Annotated in this window: 15 protein-coding genes; 14 read left to right on the forward strand and 1 reads right to left on the reverse strand. The window is 66.5% G+C overall.

From position 1 onward, the window contains the following. Positions 1 to 8 precede the first annotated feature (8 nt). From ribH to hisF, 4 genes are all read left to right on the forward strand, one after another. A complete protein-coding gene (gene ribH, locus BMX78_RS13450) occupies positions 9 to 503 on the forward strand; it encodes a 6,7-dimethyl-8-ribityllumazine synthase (protein ID WP_091420134.1) in 495 nt (164 codons plus the stop codon). Between the two features lie 109 nt (positions 504 to 612). Next, positions 613 to 876 (forward strand): phosphoribosyl-ATP diphosphatase, encoded by a 264-nt coding sequence (locus BMX78_RS13455; protein ID WP_015936881.1) that lies wholly within the window; start codon positions 613 to 615, stop codon positions 874 to 876. Positions 877 to 969: 93 nt separating this feature from the next. Further along, positions 970 to 1830 carry an ATP phosphoribosyltransferase gene (gene hisG, locus BMX78_RS13460; protein ID WP_091420136.1) on the forward strand — a complete coding sequence of 287 codons (861 nt, stop codon included), beginning with the start codon at positions 970 to 972 and terminating at the stop codon, positions 1828 to 1830. Positions 1831 to 1884: 54 nt separating this feature from the next. Further along, complete coding sequence (gene hisF / locus BMX78_RS13465; RefSeq protein WP_050055437.1) at positions 1885 to 2661, forward strand: imidazole glycerol phosphate synthase subunit HisF; 777 nt, start codon at positions 1885 to 1887, stop codon at positions 2659 to 2661. Positions 2662 to 2746: 85 nt separating this feature from the next. Here hisF and BMX78_RS13470 read toward each other — a convergent pair whose 3' ends face one another. Beyond that, the gene (locus BMX78_RS13470; RefSeq protein ID WP_091420259.1) at positions 2747 to 3391 is read right to left on the reverse strand and encodes a TIGR03085 family metal-binding protein; all 645 of its coding nucleotides are present in this window, start codon (positions 3389 to 3391) and stop codon (positions 2747 to 2749) included. Between the two features lie 112 nt (positions 3392 to 3503). Between BMX78_RS13470 and hisI the strand changes: the two genes are divergently transcribed. The 10 genes from hisI to BMX78_RS13520 all read left to right on the forward strand — a co-directional run bounded on the left by hisI (position 3504) and on the right by BMX78_RS13520 (position 17326). After that, entirely contained in the window at positions 3504 to 3959 is a 456-nt protein-coding gene (hisI, locus tag BMX78_RS13475) for a phosphoribosyl-AMP cyclohydrolase (RefSeq protein WP_091420137.1), read from the forward strand. Between the two features lie 152 nt (positions 3960 to 4111). Beyond that, positions 4112 to 5698: an anthranilate synthase component I gene (locus tag BMX78_RS13480; RefSeq protein WP_091420139.1), complete on the forward strand. Its 1587-nt coding sequence runs from the start codon at positions 4112 to 4114 to the stop codon at positions 5696 to 5698. A gap of 44 nt (positions 5699 to 5742) precedes the next feature. Further along, positions 5743 to 6351 (forward strand): Trp biosynthesis-associated membrane protein, encoded by a 609-nt coding sequence (locus tag BMX78_RS13485; protein ID WP_091420140.1) that lies wholly within the window; start codon positions 5743 to 5745, stop codon positions 6349 to 6351. Between the two features lie 105 nt (positions 6352 to 6456). Beyond that, entirely contained in the window at positions 6457 to 6744 is a 288-nt protein-coding gene (locus BMX78_RS13490; RefSeq protein ID WP_050055433.1) for an HGxxPAAW family protein, read from the forward strand. Continuing rightward, a complete protein-coding gene (gene trpC, locus BMX78_RS13495; protein WP_091420142.1) occupies positions 6744 to 7565 on the forward strand; it encodes an indole-3-glycerol phosphate synthase TrpC in 822 nt (273 codons plus the stop codon). Before BMX78_RS13490 ends, trpC begins: the two co-directional genes overlap by 1 nt. 123 nt (positions 7566 to 7688) lie before the next feature. Then, positions 7689 to 9017 (forward strand): tryptophan synthase subunit beta, encoded by a 1329-nt coding sequence (gene trpB / locus BMX78_RS13500; protein ID WP_091420144.1) that lies wholly within the window; start codon positions 7689 to 7691, stop codon positions 9015 to 9017. Next, complete coding sequence (trpA, locus tag BMX78_RS13505) at positions 9014 to 9841, forward strand: tryptophan synthase subunit alpha (RefSeq protein ID WP_091420145.1); 828 nt, start codon at positions 9014 to 9016, stop codon at positions 9839 to 9841. Before trpB ends, trpA begins: the two co-directional genes overlap by 4 nt. 3 nt (positions 9842 to 9844) lie before the next feature. Beyond that, complete coding sequence (gene lgt / locus BMX78_RS13510; protein ID WP_091420147.1) at positions 9845 to 10999, forward strand: prolipoprotein diacylglyceryl transferase; 1155 nt, start codon at positions 9845 to 9847, stop codon at positions 10997 to 10999. 263 nt (positions 11000 to 11262) lie between these two features. Beyond that, positions 11263 to 15876 (forward strand): glutamate synthase large subunit, encoded by a 4614-nt coding sequence (gene gltB, locus BMX78_RS13515; RefSeq protein ID WP_091420149.1) that lies wholly within the window; start codon positions 11263 to 11265, stop codon positions 15874 to 15876. Continuing rightward, positions 15869 to 17326, forward strand: a complete 1458-nt coding sequence (locus BMX78_RS13520; RefSeq protein WP_091420150.1) for a glutamate synthase subunit beta — start codon at positions 15869 to 15871, stop codon at positions 17324 to 17326. The genes gltB and BMX78_RS13520 overlap by 8 nt, the downstream gene beginning before the upstream one ends. Positions 17327 to 17390: the final 64 nt, after the last annotated feature.

The raw sequence follows: 17390 nt of genomic DNA on the forward strand, positions 1-17390 counted from the left end.
ACTGACCTATGAGCGGACACGGCGCCCCCGACATCGACCTCACCACCCTCAACCCGGCCGAAACGTCCCAGCTGAAGCTGGCTATCGTCGCGGCTAGCTGGCACACCCAGATCATGGACGGCCTCCTGGACGGTGCCCTGCGTGCGGCCAAGGACGCCGGCATCGCCGATCCTATCGTCCTGCGGGTGCCGGGCTGCTTTGAGTTGCCGGTGGCAGCCGCGCGCCTCGCGCCGCACTTCGACGCCGTGGTGGCCCTCGGCGTCGTGATCCGGGGCGGCACGCCGCACTTCGAGTACGTCTGCCAGGCCGCGACGTCGGGACTCACCGACGTGAGCGTGCGCACCGGCGTCCCCGTGGGCTTCGGCGTCCTGACCTGCGATACCGAACAGCAGGGCCTGGACCGCGCCGGCCTCCCCGGCTCGAAAGAAGACAAAGGCCACGAGGCCGTCACCGCGGCCTTGGCCACCGCCGTCGTGCTCAAGCAGTACAGCAACCAGCAGTAGCGGGTACGGGCCCGCTCGATGGCGGGCGCGTGTGTGTTCACTCACACCGCGCCCGTCATGCAAGGGCCCGACAAGCGCCCTTTAGGCCTGAGCAAGTAGGCTGGAGGGCGTGAAGAATTTCGAGACGCTGTTCGCTGAGCTCAGCGAGAAGGCAGCCACCCGCCCGGAAGGCTCCCGCACCGTCGCTGAATTGGACTCCGGTGTCCACGGCATCGGCAAAAAAGTTGTCGAAGAAGCAGCCGAAGTATGGATGGCTGCCGAATATGAATCCGATGAAGCGGCGGCCGAGGAAATCTCCCAGCTGCTGTACCACCTGCAGGTTCTGATGCTCGCCAAAGGCCTGACCCTGGAAGACGTCTACAAGCATCTGTAGCCACCGGACCGGTGCGCCATCTGGCGCCCGTGCCTGCCGTGGCCCGCATTGCTTGAACCCCTAGACAATTCCACATCCAGAAAGACTTTCCCCATGCTGCGAGTAGCCGTCCCCAACAAGGGATCCCTGTCCGAAGCCGCCTCCGCGATGCTCTCCGAAGCCGGATACCGCCAGCGCCGCGATTCCCGCGAGCTGGTGATGGTGGACCCGGACAACGACATAGAGTTCTTCTTCCTCCGCCCCCGCGACATCGCCGTGTACGTGGGCCAGGGAACGCTCGACGTCGGCATCACCGGCCGCGACCTGCTGCTGGATGCCGAGGTGGAAGCGGAGGAGCTGCTTCCGCTGGGCTTCGCCGCTTCCACGTTCCGCTTCGCCGGTCCGGTCGGGGATTTCGCCAAGGTTGAGGAGCTGGAGGGCAAGCGCCTGGCCACCAGCTATGACGGCCTTCTGCGCGGCTACCTCGCCGAACGCGGCATCAAGGCTAAGGTGGTCCGCCTCGACGGCGCCGTTGAATCCTCGGTCCGCCTCGGCGTCGCGGACGCCATCGCCGACGTCGTGGAAACCGGCAACACGCTCAAGGCCGCCGGGATGGAAATCTTTGGCGATCCCATCCTCAAGTCCGAGGCCGTCCTGATCCGGCGCACCGGTGCAGGTGGTGCCGCGAACGGTACGGCCAAGGAGATCGAGGTCCTGATCCGTCGGCTGCAGGGTGTGCTCGTGGCGCGCCAGTACGTCCTGATGGACTACGACATCCGCAAGGAACTCGTGGAACAGGCTGCCTCGTTGACGCCCGGACTGGAATCGCCCACGGTATCGCCACTGCGCGACTCGGACTGGGTGGCCGTCCGCTCCATGGTGCCCAAGCGCGAAACCAACCGGATCATGGATGAGCTGTACGACCTCGGGGCCCGCGCCATCCTGGTCAGCAGCATCCACGCCTGCCGCATCTGATTCCACGCAGCGGACCCAGCGCGACATCCACCACAGAATTTCCAGGAGTTTCCCATGGCAGTAGCCGTACGCGTCATTCCCTGCCTCGACGTGGACGCCGGGCGCGTCGTCAAAGGCGTTAACTTCGAGGGCCTCCGCGACGCCGGGGACCCCGTGGAGCTTGCCCACCGGTACGACAACGCCGGTGCCGACGAACTGACATTCCTTGACGTCACCGCCTCGTCCGGCAACCGCGAAACCACTTTCGACGTGGTCCGCCGGACCGCCGAGGAAGTGTTTATCCCGCTTTGCGTCGGCGGCGGCGTTCGCGGTGTGGCCGAGGTGGACAAGCTGCTCCGCTTCGGCGCGGACAAAGCCTCCATCAACACCGCAGCCGTTGCCCGGCCCGACGTCATCGACGAGATCACCCGGCACTTCGGTTCCCAGGTCCTCGTCCTGTCCGTGGACGCACGCCGGACCCGCCCCGGATCCCAGCCCACGCCGTCGGGCTTTGAAGTCACCACCCACGGCGGACGGACCGGCACCGGGATCGACGCCATCGCCTGGGCCAAGGAAGCCGCGGACCGCGGCGTGGGGGAGATCCTGCTGAACTCCATCGACGCCGACGGCACTAAGGACGGGTTCGACCTCGAACTCATCAAACTCGTCCGCGCCGCTGTCAAAGTACCCATCATCGCCTCCGGCGGTGCGGGGGAGCCGGCGCACTTCCCGCCGGCCGTCGCCGCCGGCGCTGACGCGGTCCTGGCCGCATCGATCTTCCACTGGGGCCCGGACGACATGATGTCCCAAGTCAAGAAGGCGATCCGCGAGGCCGGCTTCGAAGTCCGCTGACGGCCATTGGTTTAATGCAACGCGGAGTCACTTCCGGCCCAAAAACCTCGGTTTATTGGGCCGGAAGTGACCCCGCGTTGCTTGGTTAAAGCCCTACTTCGGCTGACTGGAGGAGGGCGACGGCGTCAGGCTGGCCTTCGAAGGTGACCAGGGCGTGGCGCGTGCGGCCGTGGGCGTGCATGAGCAGTTCGCCCGGCTCGCCAACGATTGCGACCGAAACAGGGGCCCGCTTGGCCACGTGCCGCGGGCCCGAGGGCCGGACCAGCACAATGCCGAGGTCGACGCCCCGGTACAGGATGGCGGCACGCTTCACCAGCTCATCCCACAGCGCTTCCGAATACGCCTCATCCAGTGCCCTCGGTGCCCAACGGTCCACTGCGCGGCGGACGTCTTCAGTGTGCACAAAGTATTCGATCAGGTTGGAGCTTTCGTCCAGTGCCTTGATGTTCATCGGGGACAGCGCCGGCGGGCCGGCCCGGAACGTGTTCACGAGTCCCGTGTACGCTTCGGGCGTGGTCAGCTTTGCTGCCAGCTTGGCTGTGGCCTGGTCCGATGCCTTGGCCAGGCGCTTGATGATCAGCCCGAGCCCTACAGCGGCTTTGCGCTCACGCAGGTACAGGTGCGCGGCAAGGTCCCTGGTGCGCCAGCCTTTGCAGAGTGTGGGCGCGTCAGGGCCGGCCGCAAGCAGGGTCTCGGCCAGGACTTCTCGGGACGGGTCGACGAAATGCATCACTTGTGAAACTAGCACGACACCCGCGCAGTTGGGCAGCGCGGCCACCGGTGCTGGCGTGCCGTTGTTCACACACGATTCCGGGCACGGCAAAGGCACTAGACTTGATCTGATGTCTGAGCAGCCCGCCCCCGTCCCCACCCCTGCTTCCACCCTGCCCGCAACACCTTCGCGCGGTCCTGCAGGGACTCCCGCCGCTGTACCCGCGGGCAGTCCGCTGCCGTCTGAGCTGGCCGCCGCGTTGAAGCGTGACAGCGCGGGGCTGGTAGCCGCCGTCGTGCAGCAGTACGACACCAACGAGGTGCTGATGCTGGGCTGGATGGATGACGAAGCGCTGCACCGCACCATGACTACCGGGCGGGTCACGTTCTACTCCCGCTCCCGCCAGGAGTACTGGCGCAAGGGAGACACGTCCGGGCACGTGCAGTGGGTCAAGTCCGTGGCCATGGACTGCGACGGCGACGCACTCCTGGTCCGCGTGGACCAGGTGGGCGCCGCATGCCACACCGGCACCCGCACCTGCTTCGACGGCAGGGACCTGGCAGTCAGCACCGGCCGGGCACTCTGAATTTCTTCCACTGACCGCAGTCACCCTGCTTGCAGGACAGGGTTGGCCATCCCTGCAAGCACCAGCAACAGGTGCCGGCGCAGGCCCGATAAAGCACCGGCTCCACCAGAACCAGAACCGGCCCCGACGAGAACAGGCGGAACAGCATAGCCATGCAGGACCTTGGAACCATCAGCCCAAGCCTCGAGGAGTTCCGGGAACTGGCCGGCCACAGCCGCGTCATCCCCGTCCGGCTCAAAGTACTCGCCGACGCTGAAACGCCCATCGGCTTGTACCGCAAGCTCGCCCAGGGGCAGCCCGGAACATTCCTGATGGAGTCCGCTGCCGTGGGCGGAGCATGGTCCCGCTACTCCTTCATCGGCGCCCGGTCCCGGGCCACCCTGACCACCAAGGACGGCAACGCCCATTGGCTGGGAGAGCCGCCAGTGGGAGTCCCGGTGGGCGGGAGCCCGGTGGACGCCGTCCGCGACACCATCGAAGCTTTGCGCACCGACAGGTTCAACGGCCTGCCGCCGTTCACCTCCGGCCTGGTGGGTTTCCTCGGCTGGGAAACAGTGCGCCACTGGGAACGCCTGGTCAGCCCGCCCGAGGACGACCTGCAGCTGCCGGAGATGGCGCTGAACCTCGTCACGGACATGGCGGTCCACGACAACGTGGACGGCACCGTGCTGCTGATCGCCAACGCCATCAACTTCGATGACAGTTCCGAACGCGTGGACGACGCATGGCACGACGCCGTTGCCCGGGTCAAGGCGCTGCTCACCCAAGTCAGCACTCCCGTTGCCCAGCCCGTCTCAGTGCTGGCCCCTGCCGCGCTGGACTTTGCCGCCAGCGTCCAGGAACGCTGGGACGAGGCCGAGTACCTGGCAGCCCTTGACCGCGGCAAGGAAGCAATCGTCGACGGCGAAGTGTTCCAGGTGGTGATTTCCCGCCGCTTCGAAATGGAGTGCAAGGCTTCAGCCCTGGACGTCTATCGGGTCCTGCGCAACACCAACCCCAGCCCGTACATGTACATCTTCAGCCTTGAGGACGCCGATGGCCGGGAATACTCGATCGTCGGGTCCTCGCCTGAGGCACTGGTCACCGTGACCGGTGAAGAGGTCATCACCCACCCCATCGCCGGTTCCCGGCCGCGCGGCAAAACGGTGGAAGCGGACAAGGCCCTCGCCGAGGAACTGCTCGCGGACCAGAAGGAACGCGCCGAACACCTGATGCTGGTAGACCTGTCCCGCAACGACCTTTCCAAGGTGTGCGTCGCGGGAACCGTGGATGTCACGCAGTTTATGGAGGTGGAGCGCTTCAGCCACATCATGCACCTGGTTTCCACCGTGGTGGGCCAGCTCTCGCCACAGGCCAAGGCCTATGACGTGCTGAAGGCCACCTTCCCGGCAGGCACACTGTCCGGCGCACCGAAACCCCGCGCCCTGCGGCTCCTCGACGAGCTCGAACCGCACCGCCGGGGCATCTACGGGGGAGTGGTGGGCTACCTCGACTTCGCCGGCGACATGGACATGGCGATCGCCATCCGCTCCGCACTGCTGCGCGAAGGCCGGGCCTATGTGCAGGCCGGCGGCGGCATTGTGGCCGATTCCGTGAACCCCACCGAGGCCCTCGAAACCGTGAACAAGGCCGCCGCCCCGTTGCGCGCGGTGCACACGGCAAGTTCGCTGCAGAACATCACTGCCGACTCCTTTTCCGCGGATTCTGAAGGCGCTGTATCCGGCGGGACGGACTCCTGATGCCTGGTGTCCCCCGGAACGCCGGATCGGCAGCCGGGCAAGGAATGTCGAAGAAGCGGGCGGCCACACCCGCCTGGGCCCGCAAGTCCACGCTGGTGCTGCTGGTAGCCGTCCTGGCGCTGGCAGTCTTCGGCACCACCACCCAGACGTGGATGACTGTCACGCTGGACCCCAACCAGGTGGGCCAGTCCGGTGCGGCCCAGACGGCGCTGGAGGTACAGGGCAGCAAGGCTGCCACTGCCGTCACCGCGCTGGCCCTCGTGGCCCTCGCCGGCGGGCTGGCAGCCGCAATCGCAGGCAGGATCGCCCGGTGGATCATCACTGCCATCATCCTCCTGGCCTCGGCGGGGATCGTCGCCGCTGCCGCCACTGTCCTGGCTGACCCGTTGGCGGCTGCCCAGGGTGCCATCGCCGCAGCCACCGGTGTCACGGGCAGCCAGGCTCAAGTGGCCGTCACGGCTTTCCCGGTCCTGGCCGTCGTGGCCGGCTGCCTGCTGGCCCTGGCCGCGCTGCTCATTATTCCGGCCAGCCGGCACTGGAAAACCCGGACCAAATATGACGCGCCGGCCACCGGTGGAACCGCTGCCGCGTCAGGACCGGTTGACGAAATCGACAGCTGGGACCGGCTCTCCCGCGGCGACGATCCCACGTAAACAGGCCACGGGCTGCCCCGGCCCGCCCAGCCCGGCGGCGCAATACGCGGCTGGCAGGCAAAAAATGGCAGAATATAAGCAGTATCCACCCTGAGGAGATTTTCCATGAGCAAAGCACCCGCGTCCGTTTCCAAGTCAGGCACCCGCACGGTTGCCCCCGGCGCCATTGACCACAGCCAGGAACTTGGCCACGGCAACAGCCCCGCGGCCTGGACCTGCGTCATCGTGATGCTGGTGGGTGCCCTCATCGCGTCAATCGCCTTCGTTATCGCCAGCACCCCCATCTTCATCGCAGGAGCGGGCGTGATGGTCCTCGGACTCATCCTCGGCTACATCATGCGCAAGGCAGGCTACGGCGTCGAAGGCAGCAAGCTGAAGAACTCCGGCCACTGATGGCAACTGTTCTCGATGACATCAACGCCGGTGTCAGGGAGGATATGGACGCCCGGAAACGCCTTGTTTCCCTAGCTGAACTGAAGGACATGGCCCAGGCCGCAGCACCGGCCCGTGACGCCTGGGCTGCCCTCGGTGGTCCCTCCCCGTCACGTGACCAGCTCAAAGTCATTGCGGAAATCAAGCGGCGCAGCCCTTCCAAAGGCGACCTCGCCGCCATTGGCGACCCTGCGTCACTTGCCCGGCAGTATGCCGACGGCGGTGCCTCCGTCATCAGCGTCCTCACCGAACAGCGCCGCTTCAACGGGTCCCTGGCGGACCTCGATGCCGTGCGCGCTGAGGTGGACGTGCCCTTGCTGCGCAAGGACTTCACCCTCGACGAGTACCAGATCTGGGAGGCCCGGGCACACGGCGCGGACCTCATCCTGCTGATCGTGGCCGCGCTCTCCGACGCACAGCTGAACGAGTTCTCGGCACTGAGCCGGGAACTGGGTATGAATGTGCTCGTGGAAACGCACACCGAAGAGGAAATTGAGCGGGCGGTCGCAGCCCAGGCGCGCATCATCGGAGTGAACGTGCGCAACCTGAAGACGCTCGACGTCGACCGTTCCGTTTTCGCGTCCCTCGCGGGCCTGATTCCGGCTGAGGCCCTCGTGGTTGCCGAATCGGGCGTCCGCGGCGTGGATGACGTGACGCACTACGCCGCCAGCGGCGCCAACGCAATCCTGGTGGGGGAGGCCCTGGTGAGCCACTCCACACCCCGCGAGCGGATTGCCGAGTTCACGGCGGCAGGGGCCGCCGCCATCGCCGCCCGAGGCTGACCCAGCGCCCCTGGCCACGGCAGCGTGGACAGGGGCTGGCCGCCGCCTGATGGAAATTGTTCCGGCCCACCAGCGGGAACACCACAACTTACCGAACGATCAACTTGGAACAGGACGGGACTGATGGCTGACGCACCCTCAGGAAACGCTGACAACAACGCCACGGAAGCATTCCTGCAGGGCGGCTCCCTGAAACACGCCCCGGGGCCGTACTTCGGCAGCTACGGTGGGCGTTGGATGCCCGAGTCCCTCATTGCCGCCCTGGACGAGCTCGAGGAGACGTTCGACAAGGCCAAGGACGATCCCGACTTCCGCGCCCAGGTGGCGGACCTGAACAAAAACTACTCCGGCCGGCCCTCGCTGCTGACTGAAGCCAAGCGGTTCTCGGAGCACGCCGGGGGAGTCCGGGTCTTCCTCAAGCGCGAGGACTTGAACCACACCGGTTCCCACAAGATCAACAACGTCCTGGGCCAGGCGCTGCTCGCCAAGCGCATGGGCAAAACCCGCGTGATCGCCGAGACCGGCGCGGGACAGCACGGCGTGGCCAGCGCCACCGCAGCCGCCCTGATGGGGCTTGAGTGCGTGGTGTACATGGGCGCCGAGGACTGCCGCCGCCAGGCCCTGAACGTTGCCCGGATGGAGCTCCTGGGCGCCACTGTCATCCCCGTGACCAGCGGCTCGCAGACCCTCAAGGACGCCATCAACGACGCCCTGCGCGACTGGGTGGCCAATGTTGACAACACCCACTACCTCCTGGGCACCGCCGCCGGCGCCCACCCGTTCCCGGCGATGGTCCGCTACTTCCATGAAGTGATCGGCGAGGAAGCACGCGCCCAGATCCTGGACCAGGAAGGCCGGCTCCCGGACGCCGTCTGCGCCTGCATCGGCGGCGGCTCCAACGCCATCGGCATCTTCCACGGCTTCCTGGACGATCCGTCCGTGAAGATCTACGGCTTCGAAGCAGGCGGCGACGGCGTGGAAACGGGCCGCCACGCAGCCACCATCACGCTGGGCAAGCCGGGCGTCCTGCACGGCGCCCGCTCGTACCTCATGCAGGATGACGACGGCCAGACCATCGAGTCGCACTCCATCTCCGCGGGCCTCGACTACCCCGGTGTCGGCCCCGAACACTCCTACCTGTCGGACATCGGCCGGGTCAGCTACGAACCCATCACCGACGCCGAGGCCATGGAGGCCTTCCGCCTCCTGTGCCGCACCGAAGGCATCATCCCCGCCATCGAGTCCTCGCACGCGCTGGCCGGCGCCATCAAGGTGGGTCAGCGCCTCGCTGCCGAAGCCGCTGATGCCGGCGGCACCGCGCAGGACAAGATCGTGATCGTCAACCTTTCGGGCCGCGGGGACAAGGATGTTGCCACCGCCGCCGAATGGTTCGATCTGTTGGACAAGAATTCCGCCGAGTCCGAGATCGGCAAAGAGGGGGAGCAGCTGTGAGCACTGCACAGACCACCAGCAAGTCAGCCGCGGCCATCGACAAGGCACGCGCCGAAGGCCGCGCCGCCCTCATCGGTTACCTTCCCGCCGGCTACCCGAGCGTGGAGGACACCATCGCCGCGGGCATCGCCCTGGCCGAGAACGGGGCCGACCTGATCGAAATCGGCATCCCCTACTCGGACCCCGTGATGGACGGCCAGGTTATCCAGGCCGCCACCACCGAGGCCCTGGCCAAGGGCTTCCACGTACGCCAGGTCTTTGATGTGGTGGCAGGCATCACCAGTAAAACCGACGCCGCCGTCCTGGTGATGACCTACTGGAACCCCGTGATCCGGATGGGCGTGGACGAGTTCTCCCGGCGCCTGGCGGAAGCAGGCGGCGCCGGACTCATCACCCCCGACCTCATCCCCGATGAAGCAGCGGAGTGGATGGAAGCCTCGGACAAGTACGGCCTGGACCGGGTGTTCCTGGTGGCGCCGTCCTCCACCACGGAGCGCATGCAGCGCACCGTGGACGCCAGCCGCGGCTTCGTCTACGCCGTGTCAATCATGGGTGTCACCGGCGCCCGGACCTCCGTCAGCACTGCTGCCAAGGACGTGGTGGCAGCAGCGCACGCCGCCGGTGCCGACCGTGTGTGTGTTGGGCTGGGCGTCTCCAATGCCGAACAGGTCCGCGAGATCGCGGCCTACGCCGAAGGCGTGATCGTGGGCACCGCACTGGTGGCCGCAATCCGCGACGGCGGCGTCGACGCCGTCGCCGCCCTTACCAAGGACCTCAGCACTGGCTTGACCCGGGAAACCGGCCTGACCGGGGAAGAAGCCTAATCCATGCAGACGCTCCTTCAGGCGGCGGCCCTGATGCCCGCCGGTATTCCCAGCCCGGACTGGTCCGGGTTCGATATTCCCCTGCCCTGGGGAACGCTGCGCATCCACGCCTACGCCCTCTGCATCCTGGCCGGCATAGTGGTGGGCCTGTGGCTCACGTCGGTCCGCTGGGCCAAGCGCGGCGCGCCTGAAGGCAGCGTCTGGGACATTGTGGTCTGGGCCATCCCGTTCGGCATCATCGGGGGCCGGCTCTACCACGTGGTGTCGTCGCCGGACGCCTACTTCGGCCCCGGCTTTGACGGCACCGGCGACCTCTCCCTGATCCCGCAGATCCAGCGCGGCGGCCTGGGCATCTGGGGCGCCGTGGTCCTTGGTGTGGTGGGTGCGTGGATCGGCTGCCGCCGCAGCGGCGTCAAGCTCAGCGCCTTCCTCGACGCTGCCGCCCCCGGGCTGCTGCTCGCCCAGGCCGTGGGCCGGTGGGGCAACTACTTCAACCAGGAACTCTTCGGCGGTCCTACCACGCTGCCCTGGGGGCTGCAGATCGACGCGGACAACCCCAACTTCCCGGCGGGAGTAGCCGCGGACACCCTGTTCCACCCCACATTCCTCTACGAATCGCTGTGGAACCTGGCCGGCGTCGTCATCCTGCTCGCCCTGGACCGGAAGTTCAACTTCCGCCGCAGCAGGCTGTTCTGGCTCTACGCCATGTACTACACGCTGGGCCGGGTCTGGATCGAAGCCATGCGCATCGACGATGCCGAGCAGATTTCGCTGTTCGGCATCACCACCCGGCTGAATGTCTGGACGAGCATCTTCGTTTTCCTGGCCGCTCTGGTGGCGTTCATCCTGCTGGGACTGAAGAAGCCGGCGGACGCCGAAAGCCCTTATCTTCCGGGCCGGGAACCTGCGGAAAAGCAGGATGATGCGGCCGTAACAGGCCCCGGCGATTCGGTCCGTGATACGGACCCTGTTGTCTCAGATAGTGAATCGCGTGATAATCTCCCTGATAACCAAAGCGGTTCCAGGCCCCATTCCGTCCCCGCGGAAGAGGCCTCGGCAGCACCGGCCGGCGCCAAGCCGGGACAGGATGCAACGGCTGCCGGACATTCCGGCAGTACAGCCACAGGAGCCGCACCGGAGGCCGGCACCAGCAAGTAAACCGCCGGCCCAAAGGGCAGCAGGGCCACCGCTCGAAGCTCCCGAAAACCACAGTGTCGTGGCATGGGGCCAAATCTGTACAGCATAGAGCTGCTGTCAGGTAAAGCCCTGGGCAGGGGCCTGCGTAACCGTTAGTTCAGCAGGCCGGGCTGACCTACAATTTCCAGTAAGTAACACTTTGTTGTGCCCATGTGAGCGGCGCCCGACGAGTGGGGCCAACGGTGTCCCTTCCATACGCACGATCAGGAGGAAGGACGTCTCCCATGACCCAAACTCTTCACACTCCCGGCTGGTCTGAACCGGATCAGCCTGAGACTGCCATGTCGCCGTTCAAGCGCTTCGCGGCCTTGCCGGAGGCCAGCGGGTTGTACAACCCCGAGCAGGAGAAGGACGCCTGCGGTCTTGCGATTATCGCCACCCTCCGCGGCGAACCCGGCTACGACATCGTGGACGCCGCCCTCACCGCCCTGCGCAACCTCGAGCACCGCGGTGCCGTGGGTGCGGACGAAGGCACCGGTGACGGCGCAGGCCTCCTCATGCAGATCCCGGACGAGTTCTTCCGTGCGGTCACCGAGTTCGAACTTCCCGCGCCCGGCCAGTACGTTGCCGGAACCGCGTTCCTGCCCGCCGAGCAGCGCGAAGCCGACGCCGCGAAGGCCGGCATCGAAGGCCTGGCAGCTGACGAGGGCCTGAAGGTCCTCGGCTGGCGCGAAGTGCCCATTGTGGCCGACCTCGTCGGTGCCATGGCGCGCGCCTGCATGCCCTACTTCTCCCAGCCCTTCCTGGCATCCGCCACGGGTGAGGAACTGGACCGCAACGAACTGGACTCCCGCGCCTGGCGGATCCGCAAGCGTGCCCAGAACAAGTTCGGCGTGTACTTCCCGTCGCTGTCCTCGCGGACCATCGTCTACAAGGGCATGCTCACCACCGCCCAGCTGGAGCCTTTCTACCCGGACCTCTCGGACAAGCGGTTCAAGACCAAGCTGGCGATCGTCCACTCACGGTTCTCCACCAACACCTTCCCGTCCTGGCCGCTGGCCCAGCCGTTCCGCACCATCGCCCACAACGGTGAAATCAACACCGTCAAGGGCAACCGGAACTGGATGCGCGCCCGCCAGTCCCAGCTCGCCAACCCGCTGCTGGGTGACTCACCGGAAGAGCTGTACCCCATCTGCACTCCCGGTGCCTCCGACTCCGCTTCCTTCGACGAGGTAGCTGAGCTGCTATGGCTCTCCGGCCGCCCCATCACGCACTCGATCATGATGATGATCCCGGAGGCGTGGGAAAACCACGCCACCATGGATCCGGCACGGCGTGCGTTCTACGAGTACCACTCCCTGCTGATGGAGCCGTGGGACGGCCCCGCAGCTGTTTCCTTCACCGACGGCAACCTCGTGGGCGCCACACTGGACCGCAACGGCCTGCGCCCCGGCCGCTTCTGGATCACCGAAGACGGGCTGATCGTCTTCGCCTCCGAGGTGGGCGTGATCGACGTCGAACCCTCCAAGGTGGTCAAGAAGGGCCGCGTGTCCCCGGGCAAGATGTTCCTGGTGGACACCGAAGCCGGGCGGATCATCGACGACGAAGAGGTCAAGGCCGAGGTGGCCGCCGCCAATCCGTGGGCTGAGTGGGTCAAGGACAACCTGATCGACCTCAACGAGCTTCCCGAGCGTGAGCACGTGGTCCACACGGCCGCTTCCGTGAACATCCGCCAGCGCACCTTCGGCTACACCACCGAGGAACTGAAGATCCTGCTGGGCCCGATGGCCCGCACCGGCGCAGAACCGCTGGGCGCCATGGGTTCGGACACTCCGGTGGCCGTCCTGTCCAAGCGCCCCCGGCTGCTCTTCGACTACTTCGTGCAGTCCTTCGCGCAGGTGACCAACCCGCCGCTGGACGCCATCCGCGAAGAACTTGTCACGTCGCTGACCTGTGCCATCGGCCCCAACGGCAACCTCCTGGATACCAAGCAGGTCCGCCAGCCCCAGGTCCAGCTGCCGTTCCCGGTGATCAACAACGACCAGCTCGCCAAGATCGCCAACATCGAGGACGCAGACGGCAACCGCGTGGCCATGAAGGTCCGCGGCCTCTACCGCCCCGAAGGCGGCGAGAACGCACTCCGTGCACGGCTCACCGAAATCTGCGAGCAGGTTTCCGGCGCCATCAACCGCGGCGTGCAGTACATCGTGCTGTCCGACCGCGACTCCAACGCACAGTGGGCGCCCATCCCGTCCCTGCTGCTGGTCAGCGCCGTACACCACCACCTGCTCCGCAGCGCCAACCGCACCAAGACGGCCCTGGTGGTCGAGGCCGGCGACGTCCGCGAGACGCACCACGTGGCTGTGCTCATCGGTTACGGCGCCTCCGCCGTCAACCCGTACCTGGCCATGGAATCCGTGGAGCAGCTGATTGCTGCCGGCGACGTCACCGGCGTCACCGCGCAGGACGGCGTCTACAACCTCATCAAGGGCCTGGGCAAGGGCGTCCTGAAGATCATGTCCAAGATGGGCATCTCCACCGTGGCGTCCTACACCGGCGCGCAGACGTTCGAGGCACTGGGCCTCGGCCAGGAGCTGGTGGACGAATTCTTCGCCGGCACGCACTCCCAGCTGGGCGGCGTGGGCTTGGACGTCATCGCGGCCGAAGTTTCCGCGCGGCACCAGATGGCCTACCCCGAGGGCGGCATCGAGCAGCCCCACCGCCCGCTCCTGGGCGGCGGCGAATACCAGTGGCGCCGCGACGGCGAGCCGCACCTGTTCAACCCGGAGACGGTCTTCCGGTTGCAGCACGCCACGCGTGAGCGCCGCTACGACATCTTCAAGGCCTACACCAAGGGCGTGGACGACCAGTCCCAGAACCTGATGACCCTGCGCGGTCTGCTCAAGTTCAAGAACGAGCGACCCGCGGTTCCGCTCGAGGAAGTGGAGCCCGTCTCCAGCATCGTCAAGCGGTTCTCCACAGGTGCCATGAGCTACGGCTCCATCTCCCAGGAGGCCCACGAGACGCTGGCCATCGCCATGAACCAGCTGGGCGGCAAGTCCAACACGGGTGAAGGCGGCGAGGACGTGGACCGCCTGCTCGATCCCAAGCGCCGGTCCGCCGTCAAGCAGATCGCGTCCGGCCGCTTCGGCGTCACCAGCCTCTACCTGACCAACGCCGACGACATCCAGATCAAGATGGCGCAGGGCGCAAAGCCCGGCGAAGGCGGCCAGCTGATGGCGCAGAAGGTCTACCCCTGGGTGGCCCGCACGCGGCACTCGACCCCCGGCGTCGGACTCATCTCCCCGCCCCCGCACCACGACATCTACTCCATCGAGGACCTCGCGCAGCTGATCTACGATGCCAAGCGCGCCAACCCCTCGGCCCGCGTGCACGTCAAGCTCGTCTCGGAAGTCGGGATCGGCACCGTGGCGTCCGGCGTGACCAAGGCGAAGGCCGACGTCGTGCTCGTTTCCGGCCACGACGGCGGAACCGGCGCCTCGCCGCTGAACTCACTCAAGCACGCCGGTGTCCCGTGGGAGCTCGGCCTGGCCGAGACCCAGCAGACGCTGATGCTCAACGGCCTGCGCGACCGCGTGGTGGTGCAGGTTGACGGCCAGCTCAAGACCGGCCGCGACGTGGTGATTGCCGCGCTGCTCGGCGGCGAAGAGTTCGGGTTCGCCACCGCACCGCTGGTGGTGGAAGGCTGCATCATGATGCGCGTCTGCCATCTGGACACCTGCCCCGTGGGTGTGGCCACGCAGAACCCGGAACTGCGGGCACGCTTCACCGGCAAGCCGGAGTTCGTGGTCAACTTCTTCGAGTTCCTTGCCGAGGAAGTCCGCGAGATCCTGGCCGAGCTGGGCTTCCGCAGCCTGGAAGAGGCCATCGGCCACGCCGAGGTCCTCGATGCCCGCGAGGCGATCAACCACTGGAAGGCCGACGGCCTGGACCTGGACCCCATCCTGCACGGGCTGGAGTTCGACGACGACGCCCCGCTGCGGAACATGACCGGCCAGAACCATGAACTGGACAAGCACTTCGACCAGCGGCTCATCACCATGGCCACCGAGGCCCTGACGGACCGCAGCCCGGTGAAGATCTCCGTTGACGTGATCAACACGGACCGTTCGGTGGGTACCATGCTGGGCCACGTGGTCACTAAGACGTTCAGCACGGACGTCCTGGCCACGGACACCATCGATGTGACCCTCAGCGGCACGGCCGGCCAGTCCCTGGGCGCCTTCCTGCCCGCAGGCATCACCTTGCGGCTGTTCGGCGACTCGAACGACTACGTGGGCAAGGGCCTTTCCGGCGGCCGCATCATCGTCCGGCCGGACCGCACCAATGTGTTCAAGGCTGAGACGAACGTCATCGCCGGCAATGTGATCGGTTACGGCGCCACCAGCGGCGAGATGTTCCTGCGCGGCCAGGTGGGCGAACGCTTCCTGGTCCGCAACTCGGGTGCCACCGCCGTCGTCGAAGGCATCGGCGACCACGGCTGCGAGTACATGACCGGCGGCCAGACGCTGATCATTGGCCGCACCGGGCGCAACTTCGGTGCCGGCATGTCCGGCGGCACCGCCTACGTCCTGGACCTGGACACTGCCAAGGTCAACAAGGACGCACTGCAGTCCGGTGAGCTCCAGCTCCGTGAGCTGGACGCCGAGGACCGCGACATCGTGCACGGCCTGCTGGTCAAGCACGTTGAAGAAACTGACTCCCAGCTGGCGGCGCGCCTCCTCGAGAACTTCGATGACACCGCTGCCCGCATTACCAAGGTGCTGCCGCGGGACTACGCGGCCGTGCTGCAAACCCGCCTCGACGCCATTGAAGAGGGCCTGGACCCCGACGGCGAAGAAGTGTGGTCTCGAATCCTGGAGGTAACCGGTGGCTGATCCACGCGGATTTTTGAAAGTACGTCAGCGTGAAACCCAGCCGCGCCGTCCCGTTCCGGTCCGCATCATGGACTGGAAGGAAGTGTACGAGGCACAGGAAAAGGGCACGCTGAAAGCGCAGGCCGGCCGCTGCATGGACTGCGGCGTCCCGTTCTGCCACCAGGGCTGCCCGCTGGGCAACCTCATTCCCGAGTGGAACGACCTCATGTGGCGGGACAAGGGCGAGGAAGCGATCGAGCGGCTCCACGCCACGAACAACTTCCCCGAGTTCACCGGCCGGCTCTGCCCCGCTCCGTGCGAGGCGTCCTGCGTGCTGGGCATCAACCAGCCCGCCGTCACCATCAAGCAGGTGGAAGTTAGCATCATCGACGAAGCCTGGGACAACGGCTGGGTCAACCCCCTGCCGCCGGCACGACTTTCCGGTAAGACGGTTGCCGTCGTCGGCTCCGGCCCTGCCGGCCTGGCCGTCGCGCAGCAGCTGACCCGGGTGGGCCACACCGTGGCCGTGTACGAGCGGGACGACAAGATCGGGGGCCTGCTGCGGTACGGCATCCCCGATTTCAAGATGGAAAAAGAGCAGGTTGACCGCCGCATCGAGCAGATGAAGTCGGAAGGTACCCGCTTCCGCACCGGTGTTAACGTGGGCACGGACGTGACCTGGGAGCAGCTGCGCAGGCGCTACGACGCCGTCGTGGTGTGCACCGGTGCCACGGTTCCGCGCGACCTGCCCATCCCCGGACGCGACCTGGACGGCGTCCACTTCGCCATGGATTACCTGGTGCCGGCCAACCGCGTTGTCGCGGGGGAGCAGGTGGAGAACCAGATCCACGCGCAGGGCAAGCACGTGGTGATCTTGGGCGGCGGCGATACCGGAGCGGACTGCCTGGGCACGGCCCACCGCCACGGCGCTGCGTCCGTGACCACCCTCGCCATCGGCAAGCAGCCGCCGGCCGAGCGTGCCAGCCACCAGCCCTGGCCGACGTTCCCCACCTTGTTCGAAGTTGCCAGCGCGCACGAGGAAGGCGGCGAGCGGACCTACCTTGCCTCCACCGTGGAGTTTGTGGGCGAAAACGGCAAGCTGACCGGCGTCAAGGTTGCCGAGACGGAATTCGTGGACGGCAAGCGCCTGCCCAAGGCCGGCACCGAGCGGATCATCCCCGCTGACCTGGTATTCCTCTCCCTGGGGTTCACCGGTGCGGAGCCTGCGGGCATCACCGAACAGGTGCACGCCGAATTCGACGGCCGCGGCAACGTGTCCCGCGACGGCTACTACATGACCAACACTGAAGGCGTTTTTGTGGCCGGTGACGCTGGCCGTGGACAATCCCTCATTGTGTGGGCCATCGCCGAAGGACGCGCCGCCGCCGCAGCCGTGGACAAGTACTTGATGGGCAGCACCATCCTGCCCGCACCCGTGGCCCCCACCGACCGGGCCATCGCCGTCCTCTAGAGCTGCACCGAGGGTTCACCTCGTCGACAACTTAACCAATGCAAGAGACCAATAGGGTAGGTAT

The sequence above is a fragment of the Arthrobacter sp. OV608 genome (assembly GCA_900110595.1).
GTDB lineage: Bacteria > Actinomycetota > Actinomycetes > Actinomycetales > Micrococcaceae > Arthrobacter.